The 21,649-nt window shown below is 35.6% G+C and carries 13 protein-coding genes; 4 read left to right on the forward strand and 9 right to left on the reverse strand.

The genetic code is table 11. The features are described 5' to 3' along the window. Nucleotides 1-38 precede the first annotated feature (38 nt). The 4 genes from JNG87_RS01705 to JNG87_RS01720 form a co-directional block, all read right to left on the reverse strand. Nucleotides 39-1,466 (reverse strand): SusD/RagB family nutrient-binding outer membrane lipoprotein, encoded by a 1,428-nt coding sequence (locus tag JNG87_RS01705; protein WP_202841358.1) that lies wholly within the window; start codon nucleotides 1,464-1,466, stop codon nucleotides 39-41. A gap of 10 nt (nucleotides 1,467-1,476) precedes the next feature. After that, complete coding sequence (locus JNG87_RS01710) at nucleotides 1,477-4,473, reverse strand: SusC/RagA family TonB-linked outer membrane protein (protein ID WP_202841359.1); 2,997 nt, start codon at nucleotides 4,471-4,473, stop codon at nucleotides 1,477-1,479. 393 nt (nucleotides 4,474-4,866) lie between these two features. Then, on the reverse strand, nucleotides 4,867-6,483 hold the full coding sequence (locus JNG87_RS01715; RefSeq protein WP_202841360.1) for a SusD/RagB family nutrient-binding outer membrane lipoprotein: 1,617 nt from the start codon (nucleotides 6,481-6,483) through the stop codon (nucleotides 4,867-4,869). Between the two features lie 13 nt (nucleotides 6,484-6,496). Continuing rightward, nucleotides 6,497-9,478 (reverse strand): SusC/RagA family TonB-linked outer membrane protein, encoded by a 2,982-nt coding sequence (locus JNG87_RS01720; RefSeq protein ID WP_202841361.1) that lies wholly within the window; start codon nucleotides 9,476-9,478, stop codon nucleotides 6,497-6,499. 295 nt (nucleotides 9,479-9,773) lie between these two features. On the opposite strand from JNG87_RS01720, the gene JNG87_RS01725 reads away from it, so the two are divergent. Then, nucleotides 9,774-10,358, forward strand: coding sequence for a ribonuclease HII (locus JNG87_RS01725; protein WP_202841362.1), 585 nt, complete (start codon nucleotides 9,774-9,776; stop codon nucleotides 10,356-10,358). 131 nt (nucleotides 10,359-10,489) lie between these two features. Here the strand turns inward: JNG87_RS01725 and yidC are convergent, their stop codons facing one another. The 3 genes from yidC to JNG87_RS01740 all read right to left on the reverse strand — a co-directional run bounded on the left by yidC (nucleotide 10,490) and on the right by JNG87_RS01740 (nucleotide 14,870). After that, entirely contained in the window at nucleotides 10,490-12,289 is a 1,800-nt protein-coding gene (gene yidC / locus JNG87_RS01730; RefSeq protein WP_110008138.1) for a membrane protein insertase YidC, read from the reverse strand. 178 nt (nucleotides 12,290-12,467) lie between these two features. Then, nucleotides 12,468-14,075, reverse strand: a complete 1,608-nt coding sequence (locus JNG87_RS01735; RefSeq protein WP_110008139.1) for a CTP synthase — start codon at nucleotides 14,073-14,075, stop codon at nucleotides 12,468-12,470. A 225-nt stretch (nucleotides 14,076-14,300) separates the two neighbouring features. Continuing rightward, on the reverse strand, nucleotides 14,301-14,870 hold the full coding sequence (locus tag JNG87_RS01740; RefSeq protein WP_110008140.1) for a YceI family protein: 570 nt from the start codon (nucleotides 14,868-14,870) through the stop codon (nucleotides 14,301-14,303). 140 nt (nucleotides 14,871-15,010) lie between these two features. Between JNG87_RS01740 and radA the strand changes: the two genes are divergently transcribed. Next, on the forward strand, nucleotides 15,011-16,360 hold the full coding sequence (gene radA, locus JNG87_RS01745; protein WP_110008141.1) for a DNA repair protein RadA: 1,350 nt from the start codon (nucleotides 15,011-15,013) through the stop codon (nucleotides 16,358-16,360). Between the two features lie 122 nt (nucleotides 16,361-16,482). After that, the gene (locus JNG87_RS01750; protein ID WP_202841363.1) at nucleotides 16,483-17,076 is read left to right on the forward strand and encodes an ACP phosphodiesterase; all 594 of its coding nucleotides are present in this window, start codon (nucleotides 16,483-16,485) and stop codon (nucleotides 17,074-17,076) included. 5 nt (nucleotides 17,077-17,081) lie between these two features. Here JNG87_RS01750 and JNG87_RS01755 read toward each other — a convergent pair whose 3' ends face one another. Further along, nucleotides 17,082-17,597 carry a DUF6702 family protein gene (locus JNG87_RS01755; RefSeq protein WP_202841365.1) on the reverse strand — a complete coding sequence of 172 codons (516 nt, stop codon included), beginning with the start codon at nucleotides 17,595-17,597 and terminating at the stop codon, nucleotides 17,082-17,084. Nucleotides 17,598-17,674: 77 nt separating this feature from the next. After that, complete coding sequence (locus JNG87_RS01760) at nucleotides 17,675-20,893, reverse strand: S8/S53 family peptidase (RefSeq protein WP_202841366.1); 3,219 nt, start codon at nucleotides 20,891-20,893, stop codon at nucleotides 17,675-17,677. Nucleotides 20,894-21,044: 151 nt separating this feature from the next. Between JNG87_RS01760 and JNG87_RS01765 the strand changes: the two genes are divergently transcribed. Continuing rightward, nucleotides 21,045-21,623, forward strand: a complete 579-nt coding sequence (locus JNG87_RS01765) for a HupE/UreJ family protein (protein ID WP_202841367.1) — start codon at nucleotides 21,045-21,047, stop codon at nucleotides 21,621-21,623. Nucleotides 21,624-21,649: the final 26 nt, after the last annotated feature.

A 21,649-nucleotide genomic window follows, 5' to 3' on the forward strand; every position in this document is an offset into this window, starting at 1 on the left:
AGATTATTAAATTCACAAATTTATTTTAAATATATAAATTAAAATTTATCCCAGAATAGTTTTGTTGTCGCCTTGTCACCACCGATTTTACTAGCAGCGGCATTAACATTTGCTCCATTTAACACATATTCCTGATCAGAATAAGGCATTCTATATGGTACTGAAGACAAGTTAGATTTTGGCGGATTTACAAGAGCCGGATAATCTAAACGTCTTGTAAAATTCCATGCAGCAAATCCTTTATTGAACATAGCAATCCATGCCTGAACTCCGATTGATTGTTTCCAATTAGCTGCATTATAAGGATTAGCAATAAGATAGGATGCAATGCTAGTATCTGAAACACCATTTTCTTTCATAGATGCTGTTACTGCAGTAGCATACAGATCTGCTGCTGTGCCACCTGCTGAATATCCTCTAGCTGCTGCTTCAGCCTTAAGAAAAGCTACTTCTGCATAACTTAATAAATTTGAAGCTGTTGTAGATGATCTGAAATAATCGTTTAGATGAGAAAAATCACTATATGGGTCATTTAATTCACCAAAAACACCTCCCTTATAAACTCCACCAACTTTTGTAAACCATTTATCCATTCTTGGATCCGAAAGGCTATTCATAGTATTGATAACTAATTCACTAGGAACAAAATCATCTCTGTTAGAAGCTACAAGATTATCGAAAACAGGATTTGAAAATGTATTCCCATCATAGGCAAATTTATAGGCTTCCTCTTCAGAAGAAATTACACCTCCTACAATTGCTGATTCAACAGTTGCTTTTGACAATGTTGGGTCAACATCTGCTAAGTTTATTCCCAGTCTTAATTTCACAGAATTGGCAAATTTCACCCACTTATTCATATTTCCCGAGTAGACTAAATCACCAGAACCATACCCTTTTGCTGCAGGTTTTACTGTAGCAATGACTGCATCAATTCTTTTAATTAAATCTACATAAATACTTTTAGCATCATCATATTTTGGTGTAAGAATCTCATTAGGCTTAAAAGCTTCGGAATAAGGCACATCACCAAAAGTATTAACCAAGTTCTCCCAAATGAAAATCTCTTCAATTTCCAATGTTGCTAATTTGTTTGTACGAACATCATCAGTTTCCACTTCTGTTTTCAGATTTTCTTTTGCCTGTCTGATATTATTGATGCTGTATACATACATCCTGTTAAAATGATTTCTAGGCTGATTTCTGGTTACCAAATCATACTGTGTTTCTTGAGGATATTGCCCTTCTGCCCATTGCTGAGTAAAAAAACGATAATTATTAAAATTCACACTAGGATTGTCCATATAATAAGAAGACTGGAATAATGCCGTAGCTAGTAAATTTTCTGAAGGTAAAATCGATGGGTGCTTAGGATCTTCATTCAACGAAGTCAGATCACTTTGACATGATACCAGACTTGCAGATATAAATATGCCGAATAAGGCAGTTTTTAATATATTTCTCATTGTTGATTTTTTAAAATTTAAATGTAACATTTACTCCAATATCTCTTGTTGTTGGCATAGATCCAATTGACCATCCATAAGAATTAATTCCTCCCCCAATCATAGCCTCAGGATCAGCATATGGAAGATTTTTGTGAATGATCCATAAATTTCTACCTACAATAGATATTTTCGCATCATAAATTTTAGTTCCAGCCAATAAAGATTTAGGAAGCATATAGCCAATGCTAGCCTCTCTTAGCTTAATAAAAGATCCATCATATACAAATTCTTTTGCCGGCTGGGTTTCATAGCCATAGTTACTTCCAGTTGAAAACTGTGACAATGCTATATTATTAGGAGTTCCATCCGGCAAGACTCCAGGAAGTATAACATCCTTATCTCTGTAATCTCCAATAGCAGTTTCTTTATAAAGCCCTGTATCCATACCATAATACATATCCGTTGAGAAAATGTCTCCACCTTTACGCATATCAATTAAGAAACTTAAAGAGAAGCCTTTATAGCTAAAGGTATTTCTGATGCCTCCAATCCAATCAGGAGTAGTATTACCTATGATTTGATTTGAATTAGTTTGATAAATTCCTGTGTCAGGATCAATAACTCTCTGTCCATTCAAATAGACGTAATCACTTCCGATTAGAGTTCCCCAAGCTTCTCCTACTCTTGCATTCAGAGAAACTCCTCCTTGGAAGCTGTTCAGAAGAAGGTTAGTAATTCCCGGATATAGGCTCACAACCTCGTTTTTATTTTTAGACCAGTTGGCATCAATATTCCAAGTAAAATCTTTTGTTTTTATTGGCACCAATCCTAACTGAACTTCATACCCTGTATTATCAATTCTCCCTGCATTAATAACTTTACCTGTATAGCCTGTTCCTGAAGAAACAGGAAGTGTGATAATCTGATCTATCGTTTTTGTTTTATAATAAGCAAAATCAACTGTTATTCTATCCTTTAGGAAATGTGCTTCTGTACCTACTTCAAATTCTTTAGACCTTTGAGGTTTTAGATCTGGATTGGCTTGATTCAAAATTGAACTATATATTCCTACACCTGATAAAATCCCCGCAGATCTATAATTATTTGTCAGCATATAAGGATCTGCAGTACCTCCTACTTCTGCGTAGTTTGCTCTTAATTTCCAGAAATTCATCCAACTCTTAGTATCTAAAATTTCCGACATGATTAGAGATCCGGTTACTGATGGATAGTTATATACATTATTACCAGCCGGCAGCGTTGAACTTTGGTCAACTCTCCACGTTCCATCTATATAAAACTTTTTGAAAAAATCAAATGATGCTGTGATATACCCTGAGTTAGTTTGTGTGGTATACTCACTCTCATCTGATGCCAATGGAGCTTTTTTAGAATTTGATAGTGCATAAATTCCAGGAACAACTAATCCTCCTTCAGTTGAACCATATACAGAATTAAAATAATTCCTTCTAATATTTCCACCTAAAACTCCTGAAACATTAATGTTATCAGTAATGTCAAATTTATAATTCACCATTAAATCATAGTTTGTCTCAGTTCTCAGTACATCACGTCTTGCATAACCAGAAGATACGTCATTTCCTGATTGCCCAAAAGGCTGAGCTATAGATCCAACAGCTACTCTATTTTCTGCAAAAAGATTTGATCTGTCATAAGATACCTTACCTGTTACAGAAATATTATCTAATAAATCATAAGTTAATTGAGCATAGGTAAAATTTCTATGTCTTTTATCACTTGTATAATTTTGATATGCTTGGAAGTATGGGTTATTCCAATATGCCGGAGCCCCATTAGAAGCAGACTTTCTGTTCCATGTAACATTCCCATAATTATTCGCTGCACTAGCAATACTAGGATTAACATTGGCAAAATAAGCCCTTTCAAGATCCTTTACATCTACGTTAGTTTGCCACCATTGTCTGAAACCTGTAACTGTATTATCGCTATATCCAGTTATACTACGTCCTTTCGTATCCTGTAATGTCATTGTAGAATAGAAAGAAGAATGTAATTTAGAAGTCAGATCATAATTTACTTTTAAGGAAAAAGTATTTTTATTAATATGTGAGTTAGGCATAAGACCATCTGACATCATATTGTCATATGTAAAACTGATATTTTTCCCCTTTTCACCCTTTTCTAATGTTACAGTATTCGTGTATGTAGCAGGATTATTAAAGAATTCAATTGGCCCATTTTTAGCTGCCACCCAAGGAGTTGCTTTGCCATAATTAGGAGATGTTGGATCAAAAGAATCCCATTGATATACCAACAAATTAGGGTCAAATTTTGGACCCCAAGAAGCATCTGCTCCAAAATTGGCATTATTTAAGCCTCCAGGGCCTTTAGATCCAAATTTTTGAGAATATCCAGCTCCATATCTAGTCTGATATTCCGGAAATGTTGATTTATCAATAAAGCCAACATTTACTGAAGATGATAAAGTAACACCCCATGAACCATCATCTTTTCCTTTACCATTTTTAGTCGTAATAACTATAACACCATTTAGACCTCTTTCTCCATATAAAGCCGATGCTGCGGCACCCTTTAATACGTTAATTGATTCTATGTCTTCCTGATTAATATCAGATAAGGCGTTACCATAATCAATTGATTTCTCTTGTGTATAAGTATTATTAACTGGTGATCCATCAATTACAATCAATGGGTTTCCTCCTCCTAATGTTTTAACACCCCTGATAAGCAAATTTGCTGATCCACCAAAGTTATTGTTGGTAGTAACATTAAGACCAGCTACTTTACCAGACAATTGAGCTCCAATGTTACCTGTGTTTGTTGTTCCATCAGAAAGAGCACTTGCTTTAATCTCCTGTGAGGCATATCCCAAAGATTTCTTTTCTCTCTTAATACCAAGAGCGGTTACGACTACGCCCTCGATCTCTTTTGTTTTAATAGTATCATTCTTTTGCTGGGCATTTGCAACAGCTATAGAAGAAGATAATACTAAAACAAGAAGACTTGCTGTTAGTTTCTTCATATCAAATTAATTTTGTACCCTACAAATTTGTAAAACTTTCTTAATATCACAAAGTAAAAATTAAAAAAAATGTATTTATTTTAATTTTTTAAAATAAATACATTCAAATAAGTATTAAAATTAGTTAAAAATTAAATATTTAACAAAAATCAATTAATTAAATGTTAATTTCATTTAAGAAATAATAACAATCATTTAAATTGATATTATCTATAGCAACAAACTCTAAACAATTTGAATCTCAATACTTTGAAAAATTTCAAAATATAAACAGTTATAACTTAACACTAAAGCTATGCTAAGCATATTTGTATATTGAAAGAGAAATCAGGCGTAAAAAATAAAAAAACCGCCCGAAGGCGGTAAAAATATATTAAAATTGTATTGTAAAAATTAGTTTTGATTCCAAAATGGGGTGAACTGATTTCTTACGAAAGCATCCGCACTTGAAACATTTGGTACATTTGATGAATTTGCGACATACTCAGACACGGGATATATCAATCGATAAGGTTTATTAGGCTTATTAGTTGTAGTTGCCAATGGAGTATAAGGATAACCAGTTCTATTATAATTAATAAATGATTGAATAGGATTTATACTTGTATTTGCAATCCAAGACTGCGTCATAATTGCATCTATTTTTTGATCCATTGATCCCGCCCAACCTAGTCCTGGTCTTAAGTTTGCAGCAGCAATATAAGTTGTAGCGCCAGTTGCACCTAAATAAGTAAATGAAGCCTGTATTCCTTCCTCAAAATAAGTTTGAGCATCTCCTAGATTTGCCGAAGAATATCTTAAAGCTGCCTCTGCAAGAAGAAACTTAATTTCTGACTTTGACATAATTACTCCTGATTTAGTAGAACCCAGGCTAATATTTGTAGAATTATTTGCTGTAGATAATTCGCTTGTAATTCCTAACCCTATTCTTGAAACAGAGTTATTTCCTGTCGGAGCTCCAGGTTCACCCGCCAAAGCACCTTGACGAATACCTTTTAATGCACCCGAAACTAATGTAAATACTCTTCCCCTCCTAGGGTCTGCAAGCCCGGTATATTTATCATATATATTTGATGGATTATTAGGTAATACCAAATTATTTGGATTGCCATTTAATGCATTAGCAAAATGCTCAGAAACAGTAACAACCTGTCCTACTCTAGTTCCTGCCGTTGTTCTGATGTATGTTCCATAAAAAGGATTTTGTTGATCATCTGTAGCAGCTGAATAACCAGGATTTATCAAAACATCTTCGTTAATAAAAGCTGCACCGTTTAATGATGCTAGTTTTTGGTCTCTGTAAGTAGCCTCAGAACCCGTAAGTCGACTCATTCTTACAAGATATCTCAATTTGATAGTATTAGCAAATTGAATCCATTTAGTAGTTGATCCTCCAAAAATATTATCTGTAGAAGGGTTTAAAGCTATTACACTTGGTCCTGCGTGCTGAATTAATGAAATAGCTTTTTCCAAATCTTCAATTTCAGCGTGATAAATATTTTTATCATCATCATATTTAGGAGTCAAATTTGATTGATAATTAAACGCTTCGGAAAAAGGAGCATCTCCATATAAATCAACTATTGTCTGCATATAAAATGCTCTCATAATTTTAGCAGCTGCCACATAATAATCTTGAGCACCATCAGTATTAGGATAGTTCTCTATTAGCTTATAGTTCGCCATGTTACGGTATAAGCCGTCCCAAATACCATTATAAAAACTATTATCCACAGTATTAAGGTTAAATTCCCTTACATAAGGAGAACCATAAACATACGAGTTACCAGCCCAAGAGTTCATCATTAAATTACCAAAAACATTCATGGTAGTTGCCTGAGTTCTAAATATCTGGGTATTTGTTCCTGGCAATAATAAATCCGGAGTTACCTCCTCAATATGAATAGCATTTGGATTTTCATTAATATCCAGGTATCTATTACATGAATGAAAAGAGGCTAAAACCAACGCTCCAACGATTAACGAAGTACTTATCTTAATATTTTTCATAATTCTCGTCCTATTAAAAAGTTACATTTAAGTTAAATCCAAATGTTCTATAATTCGGATATTGTGTATCTAATGCTATTCCATTAGCATTACCGTTACCAGAAGCAGTTTCCGGATCATTATAATTCAAATTATTATCTGCATATTTTATAAACGGATTTCTTGCAAAAACTCCTAAAGTAGCAGAATTAACAAAAGTTGATGCCAAAAGTGATTTAGGCAGGCTATAGCTTAAAGCTAATTCTCTTACCTTTAATGCTGTTCCGTCTACAACAAGATTTTCACCAATATTTCTTCCTGCTCCTGTAAAATATGATACCGCACCTCCATAATCTGCACTGTTTCCTACAGGAGTAGTGTTAGTAACATAATTTCCATTAACAAGCTGCACAGAATTTGGAATAATATAACCCTGACTTCTATCATAATCAGCAGTCATAGGATCTGCACCAGTAAACATCAATAGTCTTTTAGACATTGAGATAAAACTAGCACCTTTTCTATAGTCCATAGTACCAGAAAGAGTAAAGCCTTTAATTCTAAAGCTAAGGTTCATGCCTAAAATGTAGTCTGGATTTGCTTTCCCTAATATTTCAAAAGTAGATGTTGTTAAAGGATTTCCGTTAGAATCAACAATAATATTTCCATTAGGATCTCTCTGATATTTTGTTCCTTTTATCATTGGCATTTTTTCACCTTTAATTGCAAAAATACCAACACCAGGAGTTGAATAACTTAATAAATTCACTTCATCTACTCCTTCTGGCAATTCTTTAATTCTAGCTATTGAAGAAGAATAAAATCCTCTGATGTTTAATTCTACATCTTTGCTTTTAATAGGTGTAATCCCTAATTCGAGCTCATATGTATTATTAACCATTCTTCCAAAGTTATTCTGAAGACTTGCCAAACCTGTAGTTGAACTAGAAGTAACACGAGTAATCAATCTTTTTGTATCCGACTGAGAATAAGAACCTGTTAAAGTCAACCGATCTTTAAAAAAACCTAAATACAAGTTTGCTTCTTTTGTATAAACATTTTCAGGTCGTATAAGTTCTGATGTAGGGTTTTGATTAGCAATGTAAGCAGTATTAGTTCCAAATGGATAGCCTGTAGGGAATGACCCAATCTGATCTACAGCATAAGCCGCTATTGGTGCATTTCCTACACTTGTATATGATAGAGATATTTTTGCATAATTCAATATATCTCCTTTTAGGCTTTCGAAAGCATTAGTAGGTATAAAACTTAGACCGGCAGAAAAATATCCATAACTTCGTAAATCCTGCTCATAAGTACCTGTTGGACGAACGGAAAAAACAGAGTTCCACTCTTGTCTATAAGTACCATTCAAATATAAATAATTTTTATATGACAAATCCAAATTTCCTAATACTGCAAACACACGGCTTCTTAGTTGATAATTATTTAACTGATAAGCTAAATATGGATTTAAAACATTCGCATAATTATACCATTTGGCTATTTTAAGGTTTTCACCTCCAACTTCGTTAATTCTATAATTATTATCCTGAGTATTAATACCTGTATTAAGTTTTAAAACAATATCATCCGTTAAATTATAATCGAAGTTTACTAATAAGTCTCCATAATAATTTGAAGTTTTAGAAAGACTTTGTCTAAAAAGAGAGGTAACATCACCTGTTCCGTAGTCAGAGAAATAGGTTCCGTCTATTCCTGTTCCTGTACCATTATACTGACGGGTAAATTTGAAACCATTATTATAATTATCAAAGTCTCCCATTGTATTCTGCAAACCTCCTTTATATGTCACATTAATATGATCATTAAATTCATATTGAAGACCTATAATTGCTGAAATAAAATTAGTCTTGGCATTGTATCTTTCATTTTGAATTGTCCAGTATGGATTCAACGCATAAACGCTATAGTTGCCCTCTAATCCAGAATTTCTATAGTTTCTAATGTCAATATTACTTGGCATTTGTAACATTTCTCCATATAAGTCATGACTTGTTTCAGTCGTAGATCTGTAAATATAGTTAATATCACCATCTATTCTAAATTTTCCAAATTTCTTACCTGCTTTAAATAGGAATGAATTCTTAAGCATTTTATCTCCTTCCACCATGAAGTCACTACTCATTCTGTTCAAATTCAAATAAGCATACGCATCAGATCCACCAACATTCATAGATACTCCATTCTGGAAAGTAACTCCGTTTTTAAAAAATTTCGCAAAATGATCTTTGACTGGCGCATACTTTGCAAAAAGAAACTTTCCATCTGCTTGTGGCAAGCCGGTTTCTACATATTGCCCTCCAATTTTCGGGTCATCAAAAGCTGGTCCCCAAGAGGTATTCTCCCAAGGAACATGATTTGTTCCATTATAATCTACATCACTGAAAGTCTCGTCTTGGACACCCTGCCCATACTTAGTCTGTATTTTTGGCAATTTATAAACAGAGGAAATTTCAACCGATGAATTAAGATTAAACTGAATTTTTTGGTTATTACTTCCTTTTTTAGTAGTAACAACAATCACTCCATTTACCCCTTGAGAACCATACAAAGCAGCTCCTTGAAGTCCTTTAATAACATTGACATTTTCAATTGCGTCTGGGGGTAATTGTTGAAATACAGCTGAGGAAGAAATCACATTATCTATAACAATAAGAGCCTGATTGTCGCTTGTTATAGAACGGGTTCCTCTTAATACAATTCTATTACTTGAGTTTACACCCACATTTGTTGTTGTAATTTGCAAACCTGCAACTTTACCTGTCAATGATTGAACAGCATTTGGGTTTGATGCTGCATTAAGTTCTTTAGTTCCTACAACCTGGCTTGCCGCAGTAACAGCGTCTTGTTTCTTTTTAATACCTAAGGCTCCAGTAACAACTATCTCCTCAATATTTTTGGTCTTTAGGGTATCTTTTGTGTTTTGGGCTGACAACATCACAAATGATGACGATAGTACAACCGCGAAAACACTCGCAGTTAATTTCTTCATATCAAATTCAATTATTTTTACAGATTACAAATATGTGAAACTTTCTTAAAACAACCAAAAAAAATGTTAAAGTTTTATAATTTTTAAAATCATAAATATTAAAAACACAACTAAACTAGTAAGTTATTAAAAAAATCGGCATTATTTCATCAATATAAAAAAAACAACTAATTAACAATCTCAATACAAATACTTAAAAACAATATTACTATACTTGTTATACTACAAAAACAATAATAATCACATAAAATACTTTCCTGTAAAATTTTATATTTTTGCAGTATAGATACAATTCATGGAGCTAATAAAAAACTGGTCAAACCTTTACATCGAGGCAGGATGTGATGAAGTAGGAAGAGGATGTTTAAGTGGTCCGGTGGTAGCGGCAGCAGTAATTTTGGATGATGATTTTAAACAAAATCTGATTAATGATTCAAAGAAATTAACGTTCAAAACCCGTATGGAACTGGATAGTTATATTAAAGATAATGTGAAAAACTACGCCATTGCAGAGCTTCCACCGTCCTTCATTGACGAACATAATATTCTCAATGCAAGCATCCATGCAATGCATCGTGCACTGGACAAACTAACGATAACTCCTGAACTTATTCTGGTAGATGGAAATAAATTTCATCCTTATAATTACATCCCTCATCAATGTATTATCAAGGGAGATTCTAAAGTATTGTCGATTGCTGCAGCATCTATTCTTGCCAAAAATTATAGGGATAAGTTAATGATTCAGCTTCATGAAGAGCATCCTGAATATGGCTGGGACACCAATTTTGGCTATGCTACTAAAAAACATCAGGATGCGCTTATTAAACATGGGCCGACCCGATATCACAGACAGTCTTTCAGACTTAAATATGATTAAAGTAACTGATTTTCAATTATTAAATTCTCATCCACTGATTGGAAATTTAAAATTATTCTAAATAAGTTACAGATAAAAAAAAGAGAAGCAATTGAACAATTGCTTCTCTTTTTTAACGTATTATTAAGAATTTATTTCTTTTTATTTCTTTGTTGTTCCTGAGCTTTTTGCTGCTCCTGAGCCTTCTCCATCATTTCTCTCATTCTCTTCTGGAACTTGCCTTCCGCTTTCGGTTTTTCCTTATTAGACTGAATCTGGGCATGGATTTTCTTTTCATCCAGGATCAAATACTTAATTACAAGGATGATCAGGATGTTAATCGCATTCGATACAAAATAATACCATGAAAGACCTGAAGCCGAAGTATTAAGGAAGAACAGGAATGTAATCGGGAAGATATACATTAATACCTTCATATTTGGCATTCCTTCCTGCTGAGGCTGCTGCATATTTCCTGAAGTCATAACAGTATAGATTAAAATAACAACTGTACAGGCTAAAGCGAAAATACTTAAATGGTCTCCAAGGAAAGGAACTTTAAACGGAAGCTTGATCAAATCATCATACGCTGTCAAATCTTTGGCAAACCAGAACCCTTGGCCTCTAAGATCAATAAAGTTCGGGAAGAAACGGAACAAAGCATAGAAGATAGGAATCTGAACTAATGCCGGTAAACATCCCGCCATCTGATTCACTCCAGCTTTTCTGTACACTTCCATCGTTGCCTGCTGCTTCTTCATCGGATCTGCATCTTTGAACTTCGCGTTCACCTCATCAATTTCAGGACGGATCACCTTCATCATAGCACTTAACTTGTGCTGCTTATACATAATTGGCGACAGGATCAGCTTTACGATGATCGTCATTACAAAAATCACCCAACCTGCTGATAATCCCCACGCAGCAATAATACTGTATAACCACATGAAAAAATAACGGTTCATTGCCCCGATGAATGACCAGCCTAACGGAAGGATTTCATCAAAATTCTTATCATAAGATTTAAGCAATGGCAAATCCAATGGCATAAAATACCATGTGAAATCCTGATTCAGCTCACTTCCGGTCATCTGAACAAAACCTTCGTAGTTGAATTTCTTCAGATACTCTCCTTCTTCAACATTTTCCTGATTACCTTTACTTTGTGTAAATCCGTTTTTAGCTTCAATCACTGAAGAGAAAAACTGCTGCTTTACACCAATCCAGTTAAGAGTCTCTTTTTCTTCCTCCATGGTAGTTCTTCCATCATAATCATAGTCTTTATAATTATTGAAGGCATAAGAAAATTCTGAGTGAGACTGTTCCTGAGCTCTACCTTTTTCAAGGTTTCTTACGTTATAATCCCAGATAAAATCTGCTTTGTTATCAGAAGTAATTTTAGAAAGTCCCTGAGTTCTTACTTTAAAATCAAGGGTATATTTTGGTAATAGTGTGTAAATGAATTGAATGACGGCACCATTGTAATCTGCAGTTAAGGTTACAGCATTTCCATTAACAGTTGGTGAGAAAACTAAATCTTTAGTATTAACGATTTTCCCTGTTTTATCTTTAAACTGAAAACCGTAGTTTGAATTATTCTTTGTGATAAGATAAAGAGGCTGATCTGCATTATCTGTTTTGTGGTTGTAGGCTTTATATTTTAAAAGTTCTACTTTGGAAACCTGTCCTCCTAAGCTTGAAAATTCAAGTTTCAGTTCATTATTCCCAAGACTTGCTGTCTGAATGGCATTAGGAGTTACATTTGGATTGATATTGCTTGCCTGAGTTTGCTTTACGGCATTTTTTGCCTGTTCCGTTTTCTGCTCCTGAGCTTTCAACTCCGCTTCTTTCGTTTGTTTGTTCTGGAAATAGAACATAAAACCGAAGAGAACAAGGCATAAAACCGCGAAACTAATCATTTGCTTCTTATCGATTCCGTTGTTTTGTTGCATTTTATTTTATATTAAAATTTTAAATTTAAAATGTACGTACGGGTGTACATAATTTGAGCTGACAAAAATACTGTTTTTTTATCAAAACTCTATGCTTTACGTTGTTACTATATAATAAACTCAGGCTGATTATTCTCAGCCTGAGTTTATATGTAGACGTTTATGATAAAATTTTACCTTATTTCTTTTCGCAAGCTTTGATGAAAGCTCTGAATAAAGGATGCGGTGTTGCTACCGTACTCTTATATTCCGGGTGATACTGAACCCCTACATAGAACGGGTGATCAGGAAGTTCAAGCGCTTCTACCAAACCTGTTTCAGGGTTAGTACCTGTAGCAAGGAAACCATTCTTTTCAAATTCCTGAAGATAATCACTGTTGAATTCATAACGGTGACGGTGTCTTTCAGAGATATTTTTGTTTCCGTAGATATCGTATAATTTAGAACCGTTTTTCAATGAGCACTTCCATGCTCCAAGACGCATTGTTCCTCCTTTATCTACTACATTTTTCTGTTCTTCCATCAAAGAAATTACAGGATCAGGAGTAGCGGTATCAAATTCCATGGAGTTTGCTTTGGTATGTCCTAAAACATTTCTTGCAAATTCAATCGTCATAATCTGCATTCCTAAACAGATTCCCAACATTGGAATTTTATTTTCTCTTGCATATTTTGCGGTAAGAACTTTTCCTTCAATTCCTCTGTCTCCGAAACCTGGAGCTACAAGGATACCATTCACACCTTTCAGCGTATCTTTGATATTTTCTTCAGTAATATCACCACTGTATACCCATCTAACTTTGACTTCAGTTTCAAGGTCAGCTCCGGCATGTTTGAAAGCCTCAGCAATTGAAATGTACGAATCCTGAAGGGAAACATATTTTCCAACCAAAGCAATTTCAACGGTTTTCTTAGGATTCTGGAATTTTTTAAGGAAACTCTTCCAGTCTTTAAGATCAGCATCTTTATCACTTTTCAGATCCAGTTCTTTCAAAACTACATCATCAAAGTTCTGCTTCTGAAGGTACATCGGAACTTCATAAATGGTTTCAAGATCTTTACATTCAATAACATTATCTAAAGGAACGTTACAGAACTGAGCCAATTTTGCTCTCTGATCTTTAGGAATTTTATGTTCTGTTCTGCACACCAAAACATCAGCCATAATTCCGCTTTCCATCAGCTGACGAACGGAATGCTGGGATGGTTTTGTTTTTAATTCTCCACTTGAAGCCAGATAAGGCAGTAAAGTAAGGTGAATCACCATAGAATTACTCTCTCCCAATTCCCACTTCAACTGGCGAACAGTTTCAATGTATGGTAAAGATTCGATATCCCCTACAGTTCCTCCGATCTCAGTAATAATGATATCGTAGTTCTGTTTTGAAAGGATTTTAATTCTACGTTTGATTTCGTTAGTAATATGAGGAATTACCTGAACTGTTTTTCCAAGGAAGTCTCCTTTTCTTTCTTTTTCAATTACAGTCTGGTAGATTTTTCCTGTAGTAACGTTGTTGTTTTGGGATGTAGGAGCATCAAGGTAACGCTCGTAGTGGCCTAAATCCAGATCCGTCTCTGCACCATCTTCAGTCACATAACACTCTCCGTGCTCATAAGGATTCAAAGTTCCTGGGTCGATATTGATATAAGGATCTAATTTTTGGATCGTTACATTAAAGCCGCGTGATTTTAGTAGAAGTCCCAGAGAAGCAGAAACGATTCCCTTTCCCAAAGATGAAGTTACACCTCCTGTCACAAAGATGTACTTTGTATTCTTTTTACTCATTAGATTAGGTTTGTGCAAAGTTAGGGGAAAAAGAAATACAAAGCAATCTTTTACATTTTGAAAATGATAAAACACCCCTCAAACAACTATAAAACCAGATAAAAATTTTTATTAATATTGATCTAAACAAATGAAACAAAGCTACAACCCAAAGGATTGTCGCCTATCAGCAAAAAAGGTTTTCCATTTGAGCGGAAAACCTTTTTATATTTTATATTCTGAATATTATTGCTTAGTCAGTTCAAAGTAAGCTGTTACTTCAACATCTTTCGCGATTCCGGCTCCTGACGGGTCATATTTGATTCCATAATCCAGACGATTCACGGTAAATTTGGTCTGAATTCCCATAATCTCTTTTCCGTCCTTATTTTTTGTAATTCCTCCAAACGTAACCGGAGCAGTAATTTCTTTTTCCACGCCCTTCATCGTCAGTTTCCCTTTTACGATGTAATTATTGTTCTTATCTTTTGTAACGGAAGAACTCTTAAATTCAATCGTAGGATATTTGGCAACATCGAAAAACTCTTCGCTGATAAGATGTCTGTCTCTCATGTCCACTCCTGTATTAATGGAAGGGACACTGATAGAAAAACTCAAATCGGCATTATCCAGATTAGCACCACCAGTGGCTGCTTTTCCGTCAAATTTATCAAACCTTCCCTGCACAAAACTGATTCCCATGTGCTTGATATTAAAATTGATTGATGAATGCATCTGGTCTACCTGCCAGCTTCCCTGTGCAAAAGCAACAATACTTACAAGCGTAAATACGAAAGATAAAAATACTTTTTTCATTGTAATGATATTTTACATTAATATATTTTAATTGAATAAAGCTAAGATATGAAAGATATTCCTATCACAGACGTATTAGTTTTTTTATATTAAACCCATTTACATTCTGAAAAAAAAATGCTTTTTTATAACTTCGCAGTATGGCAAAACTGAAAACAGCATATTTCTGTCAAAACTGCGGAACCCAGTATCCTCAATGGCTGGGGCAATGTAAAAACTGTGGAGAGTGGAATACATTAGTGGAAGAGGTTGTAGAAAAACCTTCTCACAAAACGCCTCCCTTTTCGAAAACCAAACAACATGTTATCAATATTGTTGAAGTGGAAACGAGCGAAGAGCCGAGAATAAAAACACCTTCCGAAGAGCTGAACCGTGTTTTAGGAGGCGGCATCGTTTTAGGTTCTGTAACTTTGATTGGTGGTGAACCGGGAATCGGGAAATCTACCCTTCTGCTTCAGCTTGCTTTAAAAATGAAGAAAAAAATCTTCTATGTTTCCGGGGAAGAAAGTGCTTCTCAGATCAAAATGAGAGCAGACAGGCTTACGGATATTCAGAATCCGAACTGTTTTCTTTTTACGGAAACTTCACTGGAAAAAATCCTTCATGAGGCTAAAAAGCTGGAGCCGGATTTCATGATCATCGATTCTATACAGACGCTGCAGTCTCAGCTGATAGAGAGTTCTCCGGGAACCGTATCCCAAATCCGGGAATGCTCCAATGAGATCATCAAATATGCCAAAGAAAACAATACTCCGGTATTTCTTGTAGGCCACATCACCAAAGACGGACAGATTGCCGGGCCAAAGGTTCTTGAGCACATGGTGGATGTTGTTCTGAATTTTGATGGAGACAGGAATCACCTGTTCAGATTACTAAGAGCCAATAAAAACCGTTTCGGGTCCACTTCAGAAATCGGAATTTATGAAATGATCTCACAGGGATTGAAAGAGATTAAAAACCCTTCGGAAATATTGATTACCAAGAAGTTTGAGGAACTTTCAGGGAACTCCGTTGCAGTAACTCTGGAAGGAAACAGACCTATGCTTCTTGAAATACAGGCACTGGTAAGTACCGCCGTTTATGGTACTCCTCAAAGAAGCAGCACCGGTTTTGATTCCAAAAGGTTGAATATGCTTTTAGCCGTACTGGAAAAAAGAGCTGGTTTTCAATTGGGGGCAAAAGACGTTTTCCTTAATATTACCGGAGGAATAAAGACAGACGATCCGGCACTGGATCTGGCGGTGATCGCTTCTGTTCTTTCATCCAACGAAGATATTGCTATTTCCGAACATTACTGCTTTGCCGGAGAAATTGGTCTGAGTGGTGAAATCCGTCCGGTAGCCCAGATTGAGCAGAGAATTACTGAAGCAGAAAAACTGGGTTATGAAAAAATATTTGTTTCCAACCTTAATAAAATCCCGAAAAGAAAATTTGGAATCAAGATTGAAGAAGTGAGTAAAATTGAGGATTTTCACGAGAGACTGTTCTAGAGTGAATGGTCAATTTTGCTTCGCAAGTCAATGGTCAATTAATATCACGATAAAAAATTCACAAGCGAAGCGAATTCACTTTTCACCTTTCACTATCCACATTTAATTCATACCTTTAAATTATGAATTATCTGGCTCATTCTTTTCTTTCTTTTACCGACGGGCAGATCGTGGGGCAATTTCTCGAAGATTTCATCCGCAACAGAGATCGTTTTTCTTTCCCGAAGGAAATTCAGGACGGAATTACCCTGCACAGAGCGATTGATACATTTACAGATTCTCATCCTGCTATTCACGAAGCCAAAAAAGTATTTGCTCCTTTGGTAAGACTGTACGCCGGTGCATTTGTTGATGTTTCAATGGACCATTTTGTAGCCAGAGATCTTTCCCTGAATTCCCTGGCAGAATGGAAAGCACATTCACTTCATGTTTACAGTGTTTTGAATGCCCATGAACAGTGGCTCCCTGAAAATTTTAAAAAGATGCTGGTTAAAATGGAACAGGATGACTGGCTTTATAATTACCGTGAAGACTGGGGAATTAAATTCAGTATTCAGAATGTACTGAATAAAGCCAAATATCTGGATAAAGATATTCCTGTTTTTGAAGCTTTTTTAAAAAATAAAGATCTTCTTCAACAGTGTTATGATGATTTTTTTCCTGATCTGCTGGCTCACGCCAAAGGAATCAATACATTGCTTCAGCTGGAAAACTGATATTCTTAAAACTGTTTATAGAGATAACGGTTGGGATAGGTAAGTTTTTCACTGTTTCTTTGCCCGTTTACAATGATATGAACAATATTGATCTGATCATCAAAAAGGTTATATAAAAAACTGACAGCAGCTTCTACTTTTTTCGGAACGGGCACCGGTTCTGACTCAAGAAAGATATCTACAGATTCCTGATCTTCTTCATAACCAATATAATTTACTTTTAAAAATTTGTTATCAGCCTTTAACCTGAAATATTCTGAACAATATTTTTGCAGGGCATCATTCAGTTTCGCCTTATATTTTTCGTCATTAAAATGGAAAGCACTTCCATATTTTTTCCCCAGCCCATTTTCCATGTCATCAAGAAAGAATCTTCCGGTTACTTCAAAGGTTCTGGATTTTGAATTATAATTAATTTCAACAGATCCTACATGGTATGGATGAACCGCATCACTGCTCACAAAGCTCTGAAAAACAATTGTCATCAAAAAAAGAAATCCCCAAAAAAACTTACCCGGCATGAATTTTATTTTACAGCAAATATAAAAAAAGCAGCAGTTATACAACCGCTGCTTTTGATTATAATGGATTGATGAATTTATTGCTTCATTACTTTTTTCGTAATTTTTGTGTTATCATCCAATGCAATGGTAAACAGATACGTTCCTCTTACCAGTTCTGAAACATCAATTTTACCGGAATTTTTATCTACATTGACCGTTTTAACCAATTTTCCTGAAGCATCATAAATAGTTACTGCTCCTTTAGAATATCTGCCTAACGATACATTTACAAAATCTTTTGCAGGATTCGGGGTGATGTTCACTTCTGAATTTAATTTAACATCTGCTGTTCCCAATGTTGTTCCTGTTTTTACAAAATATCCGCCAAAGCCTGCCGTCTGGAAGCTCACTTCCCAATATTGGTAAGTATCATTCCAGATAATATCTGCAATATTCGGGGTAATAATTGTGGCAGTTCCTCCAAAAGAAGCTACGGTACCTGTAGTACTTGTTCCTGTATATTTTTCAATAAGAAGATTTGCTTTATTTGCAACATCAGTAGGTGAAGTAGGTAATTTCACTGCATTGCTCAGATTATAGGCATCGAAATCACTCTGTTTGAAATATAAGGTTACTTTACCGGTTGCTGTGGTTGTGTTTGCATCCGAATTGATTTCATATCTTCTTGCCACATAGTTGGGCTGTGCATTATCAATCCACACTTTGGCTGTTACATTTCCTGTTACGGTACTGGCTGTTTCTTTTTCTATTCTTGAGATAAGCTGGCAGGAATTTGTAAAATAATTGTAACCATTTGTCACCGTACTGGCTTTCGTCTGGTTGGAAGTTGCTAAATTCTTTACTTCAGCAACATTTTCGTACACTACGGCTCTCATTTTAAGATCAAATGTTCTTGAAGTCCAGGTAGTACCGTCTGTAGAAGTCTTAGATCTGTTATTCACTACTGCATTTTCAGCTTTCATGGCAATCCTTCCTCCTAATCCGTTTACGACAATATAAAATTCTTTTCCGGTTACCATTTGAATATTCAGATCTGAAAGGTTCACATAATTCCAGGTAAATCTTTGAACGTTATTAAGCCATGAAGTAATGGTTTTAGTTGCTATAATATCTCCTGGGTTTCCATTGGCATCCACTTTTCTGATTTGGATATCAACCGGAATATCCGAAGGAAGAGAAGTACCTGTTAAGAATGAAAAACCGCCCAGTTTTCCTGTCAATGTCGGCGTATATCTTACTGCCAGGGCAATATTATCAAAGTAATAATTAGATTCTGTATTGGCAATAATATAAGGTTCATCGTATCCTACAGTTTCAAAATTAGACTTTACACAACCTAATTCATCCGTAACAGCTTTGTAGATATCTAATTTCCCATATCCCCATCTCATATTGGGAACAGTTCCTGTTGCCCCATCCATTCTTGCATTGGAAGTAAGACGTGCTTTCACCTGGGCTGCCGTTAATGAAGGATTAGCCTGAAGCAGTAAGCCGACAGCTCCTGCTACCCCTGGTGAAGACATACTTGTTCCCTGGTTTTTTACATAATAATTGGTTCCGGCAATGATATCTGTTGAGCCAGGAGCGGAATCGGCTGATCGGGAAGAAATCACGTTCTGTCCTGAGCCTGCAATATCCGGTTTCTGGACACCATCTACTCTTGGCCCCTGTGCACTGAATGAAGAGATGGATTCTTGCGGAGTAAGTGTAAAGTAGCCGCTTGCTCCACTATACCAGCTAGCTCTTCCCATATAAGAAGCTACCGTTATGGCGTTGGAAGCATTCCCCGGTGATCCTACAATATATTCATTATCCCCGTTTTGTAAGGTGGTTTGCACTCCCTGACTATACAGCCAGCCGTGGGCTGTGATCTGCTGGGTTCCGTTGTTGGTAATTTCCAATGAATAATTCCCCTGAACATTGGTGGTTCCGGAGGTTCTGGTCACTACCAACTGTACATATCTTTTATTGTTGTCGTTACTCCAATAGTTGTACATGGTTGCGGTAAGACCTCCTCCTAATATAGTATGAGCAGTGTTTGTACTGATATTCTGCGTATACTGCTGTCCGTCCGGAGTGGTTAATTTTGCAGTAACGGGAGTATTGTCATTGGCATACATAATGAATGAGAATACTGAAGCTGCGGAAGTGTTGCTTGCTACGGTAAAGTTATATGTTTGTGCCGCACCGGCTGCAATATCTACTTTTCTGTGAAGATTAGCTCCGTAATCATTTCCTGCAGAAATCACAACAACTCTTCCCGCTCCTGAAGTGGTAAAACTATTCACTGCTACTTCATGGCTGGAGGTTCCGTCGTGGGCACTGCTCTGACCACCGATACTCATATTAACGACAATGGGCTTATTAAGAGCCGTTGCCACGTTCTTGAAATACGTTAAAGCATTAATGGTATTGGTTGTGGGAAAAGACCCGTTGCCACCTTTTACAAAAACAATATCTGCATCAGATGAGAATCCCTTATGTCTTTTATCGGCAAAGGCTGCACCATTCCCGGCTGCTGTACCTGAAACGTGGGTTCCGTGACCATTAATATCATTTTCACGAACAAAACCTGTGGGTGTTCCGTCCAGTTCATCTTCAATCTGTGCTCGGGTATATTCTACACCAGTAGAAAACCCTACCGGAGCAGTTTCTCCCGCCTGTGCAGTTAATGTCTGATCCCAAATGGAAACAATTCTGCTTTTGGTCTGATCATTGGCTTTTCTGAAATCAGGATGCTTCCAGTCTATTCCACTGTCATAAATTCCTACCAGAACACCTGTACCGTTATAAGCGGTGTTATTGAAAACTCCATCCTGCAAAAGACTTGCTCCGGACTGAGCTCTGCTCACATCATTATGAAGTTCATCAAATTCCGGCGCCATTACAGAGGTTACATAAGGAAGCTGCATCAGTCTTTCAATATCTTCAATGGTAACCAAAGCTGTGGAGAAAGCCGGCAGCTGGCTCTGAATAATAAAACCGTCTGCTTTCAGTTTTTCCGGTTCTTTGGTATAAATAATACATGAATACATGGTTTGTGCTCCCTTTGAAGTCACTACCAGATGCTTATCAAGTTTCATATCAGGACGTTCCAAATCTTTAACAGATCTTCCATTGGCAATATTTTCCTTATTTTTCAATAAAATATCAAACCGGGAGTCAAGTTTTTGTACCTGTCCGTAAAATGCATAGGAATATAATCCTAAAAACGCTGCTGCAGCATTTCTGAGAAGCTTCGCTCCTCCGGGTGAAATGTTTACATTTGTAGAAAATAATTTTTTAATATCCATAATTCATTTTTAAGCAATACAATTATACAATTTTTATTCAATATATCAATAAGCCAAGATATTAATAACAATCAAGCTTAAAAATTAAACCAAATAATAAAATCAATCATATTTTAACAATATATTCAAAATATAAAATTTTTTAACCAAAATGCAGGATTTTCTTTTTTATTTAAACCTTGGATGGGAACACATTATTTCACTGGATGCCCTTGATCATCAGATTTTTGTTCTGGCTTTAATTGCTGTTTATTCTTACAGTGACTGGAAAAAAATTCTGATTCTTGTTACGGCATTCACCATTGGACATTCCATTACATTAGCACTAAGTATTTTGGATATTTTCAGAGTTCCTTCCGACTGGGTGGAATTTTTAATTCCTTTAACCATTGTTCTGACCTCTCTGGATAATATTATCATGAAAAACCAGAAACAAACTCTGATGCGGGCCAATTATTATCTTGCATTGATCTTCGGCCTTGTTCATGGGATGGGATTTGCCAACACCGCAAGAGTAATGATTGCCAAAAGCCAGAGTATAGCCTTACCTCTGCTTGGCTTCAATATCGGGCTGGAGCTTGGCCAGATTGTAATTGTTTTTGCTATTTTGATCGTCCTTTTCATTCTGCTCAATCTTTTTAAAGTGAATAAAAAAGACTGGGTTTTATTTGTCTCTTCAGGTGTATTTGCTTTATCCCTAAAAATGACTTTGGAAAGAATTCCTTTTTAAAATTTAAATATTCATATTAATTCAAC

The sequence above is a fragment of the Chryseobacterium cucumeris genome, from assembly GCF_016775705.1.
GTDB classification, from domain to species: domain Bacteria; phylum Bacteroidota; class Bacteroidia; order Flavobacteriales; family Weeksellaceae; genus Chryseobacterium; species Chryseobacterium cupriresistens.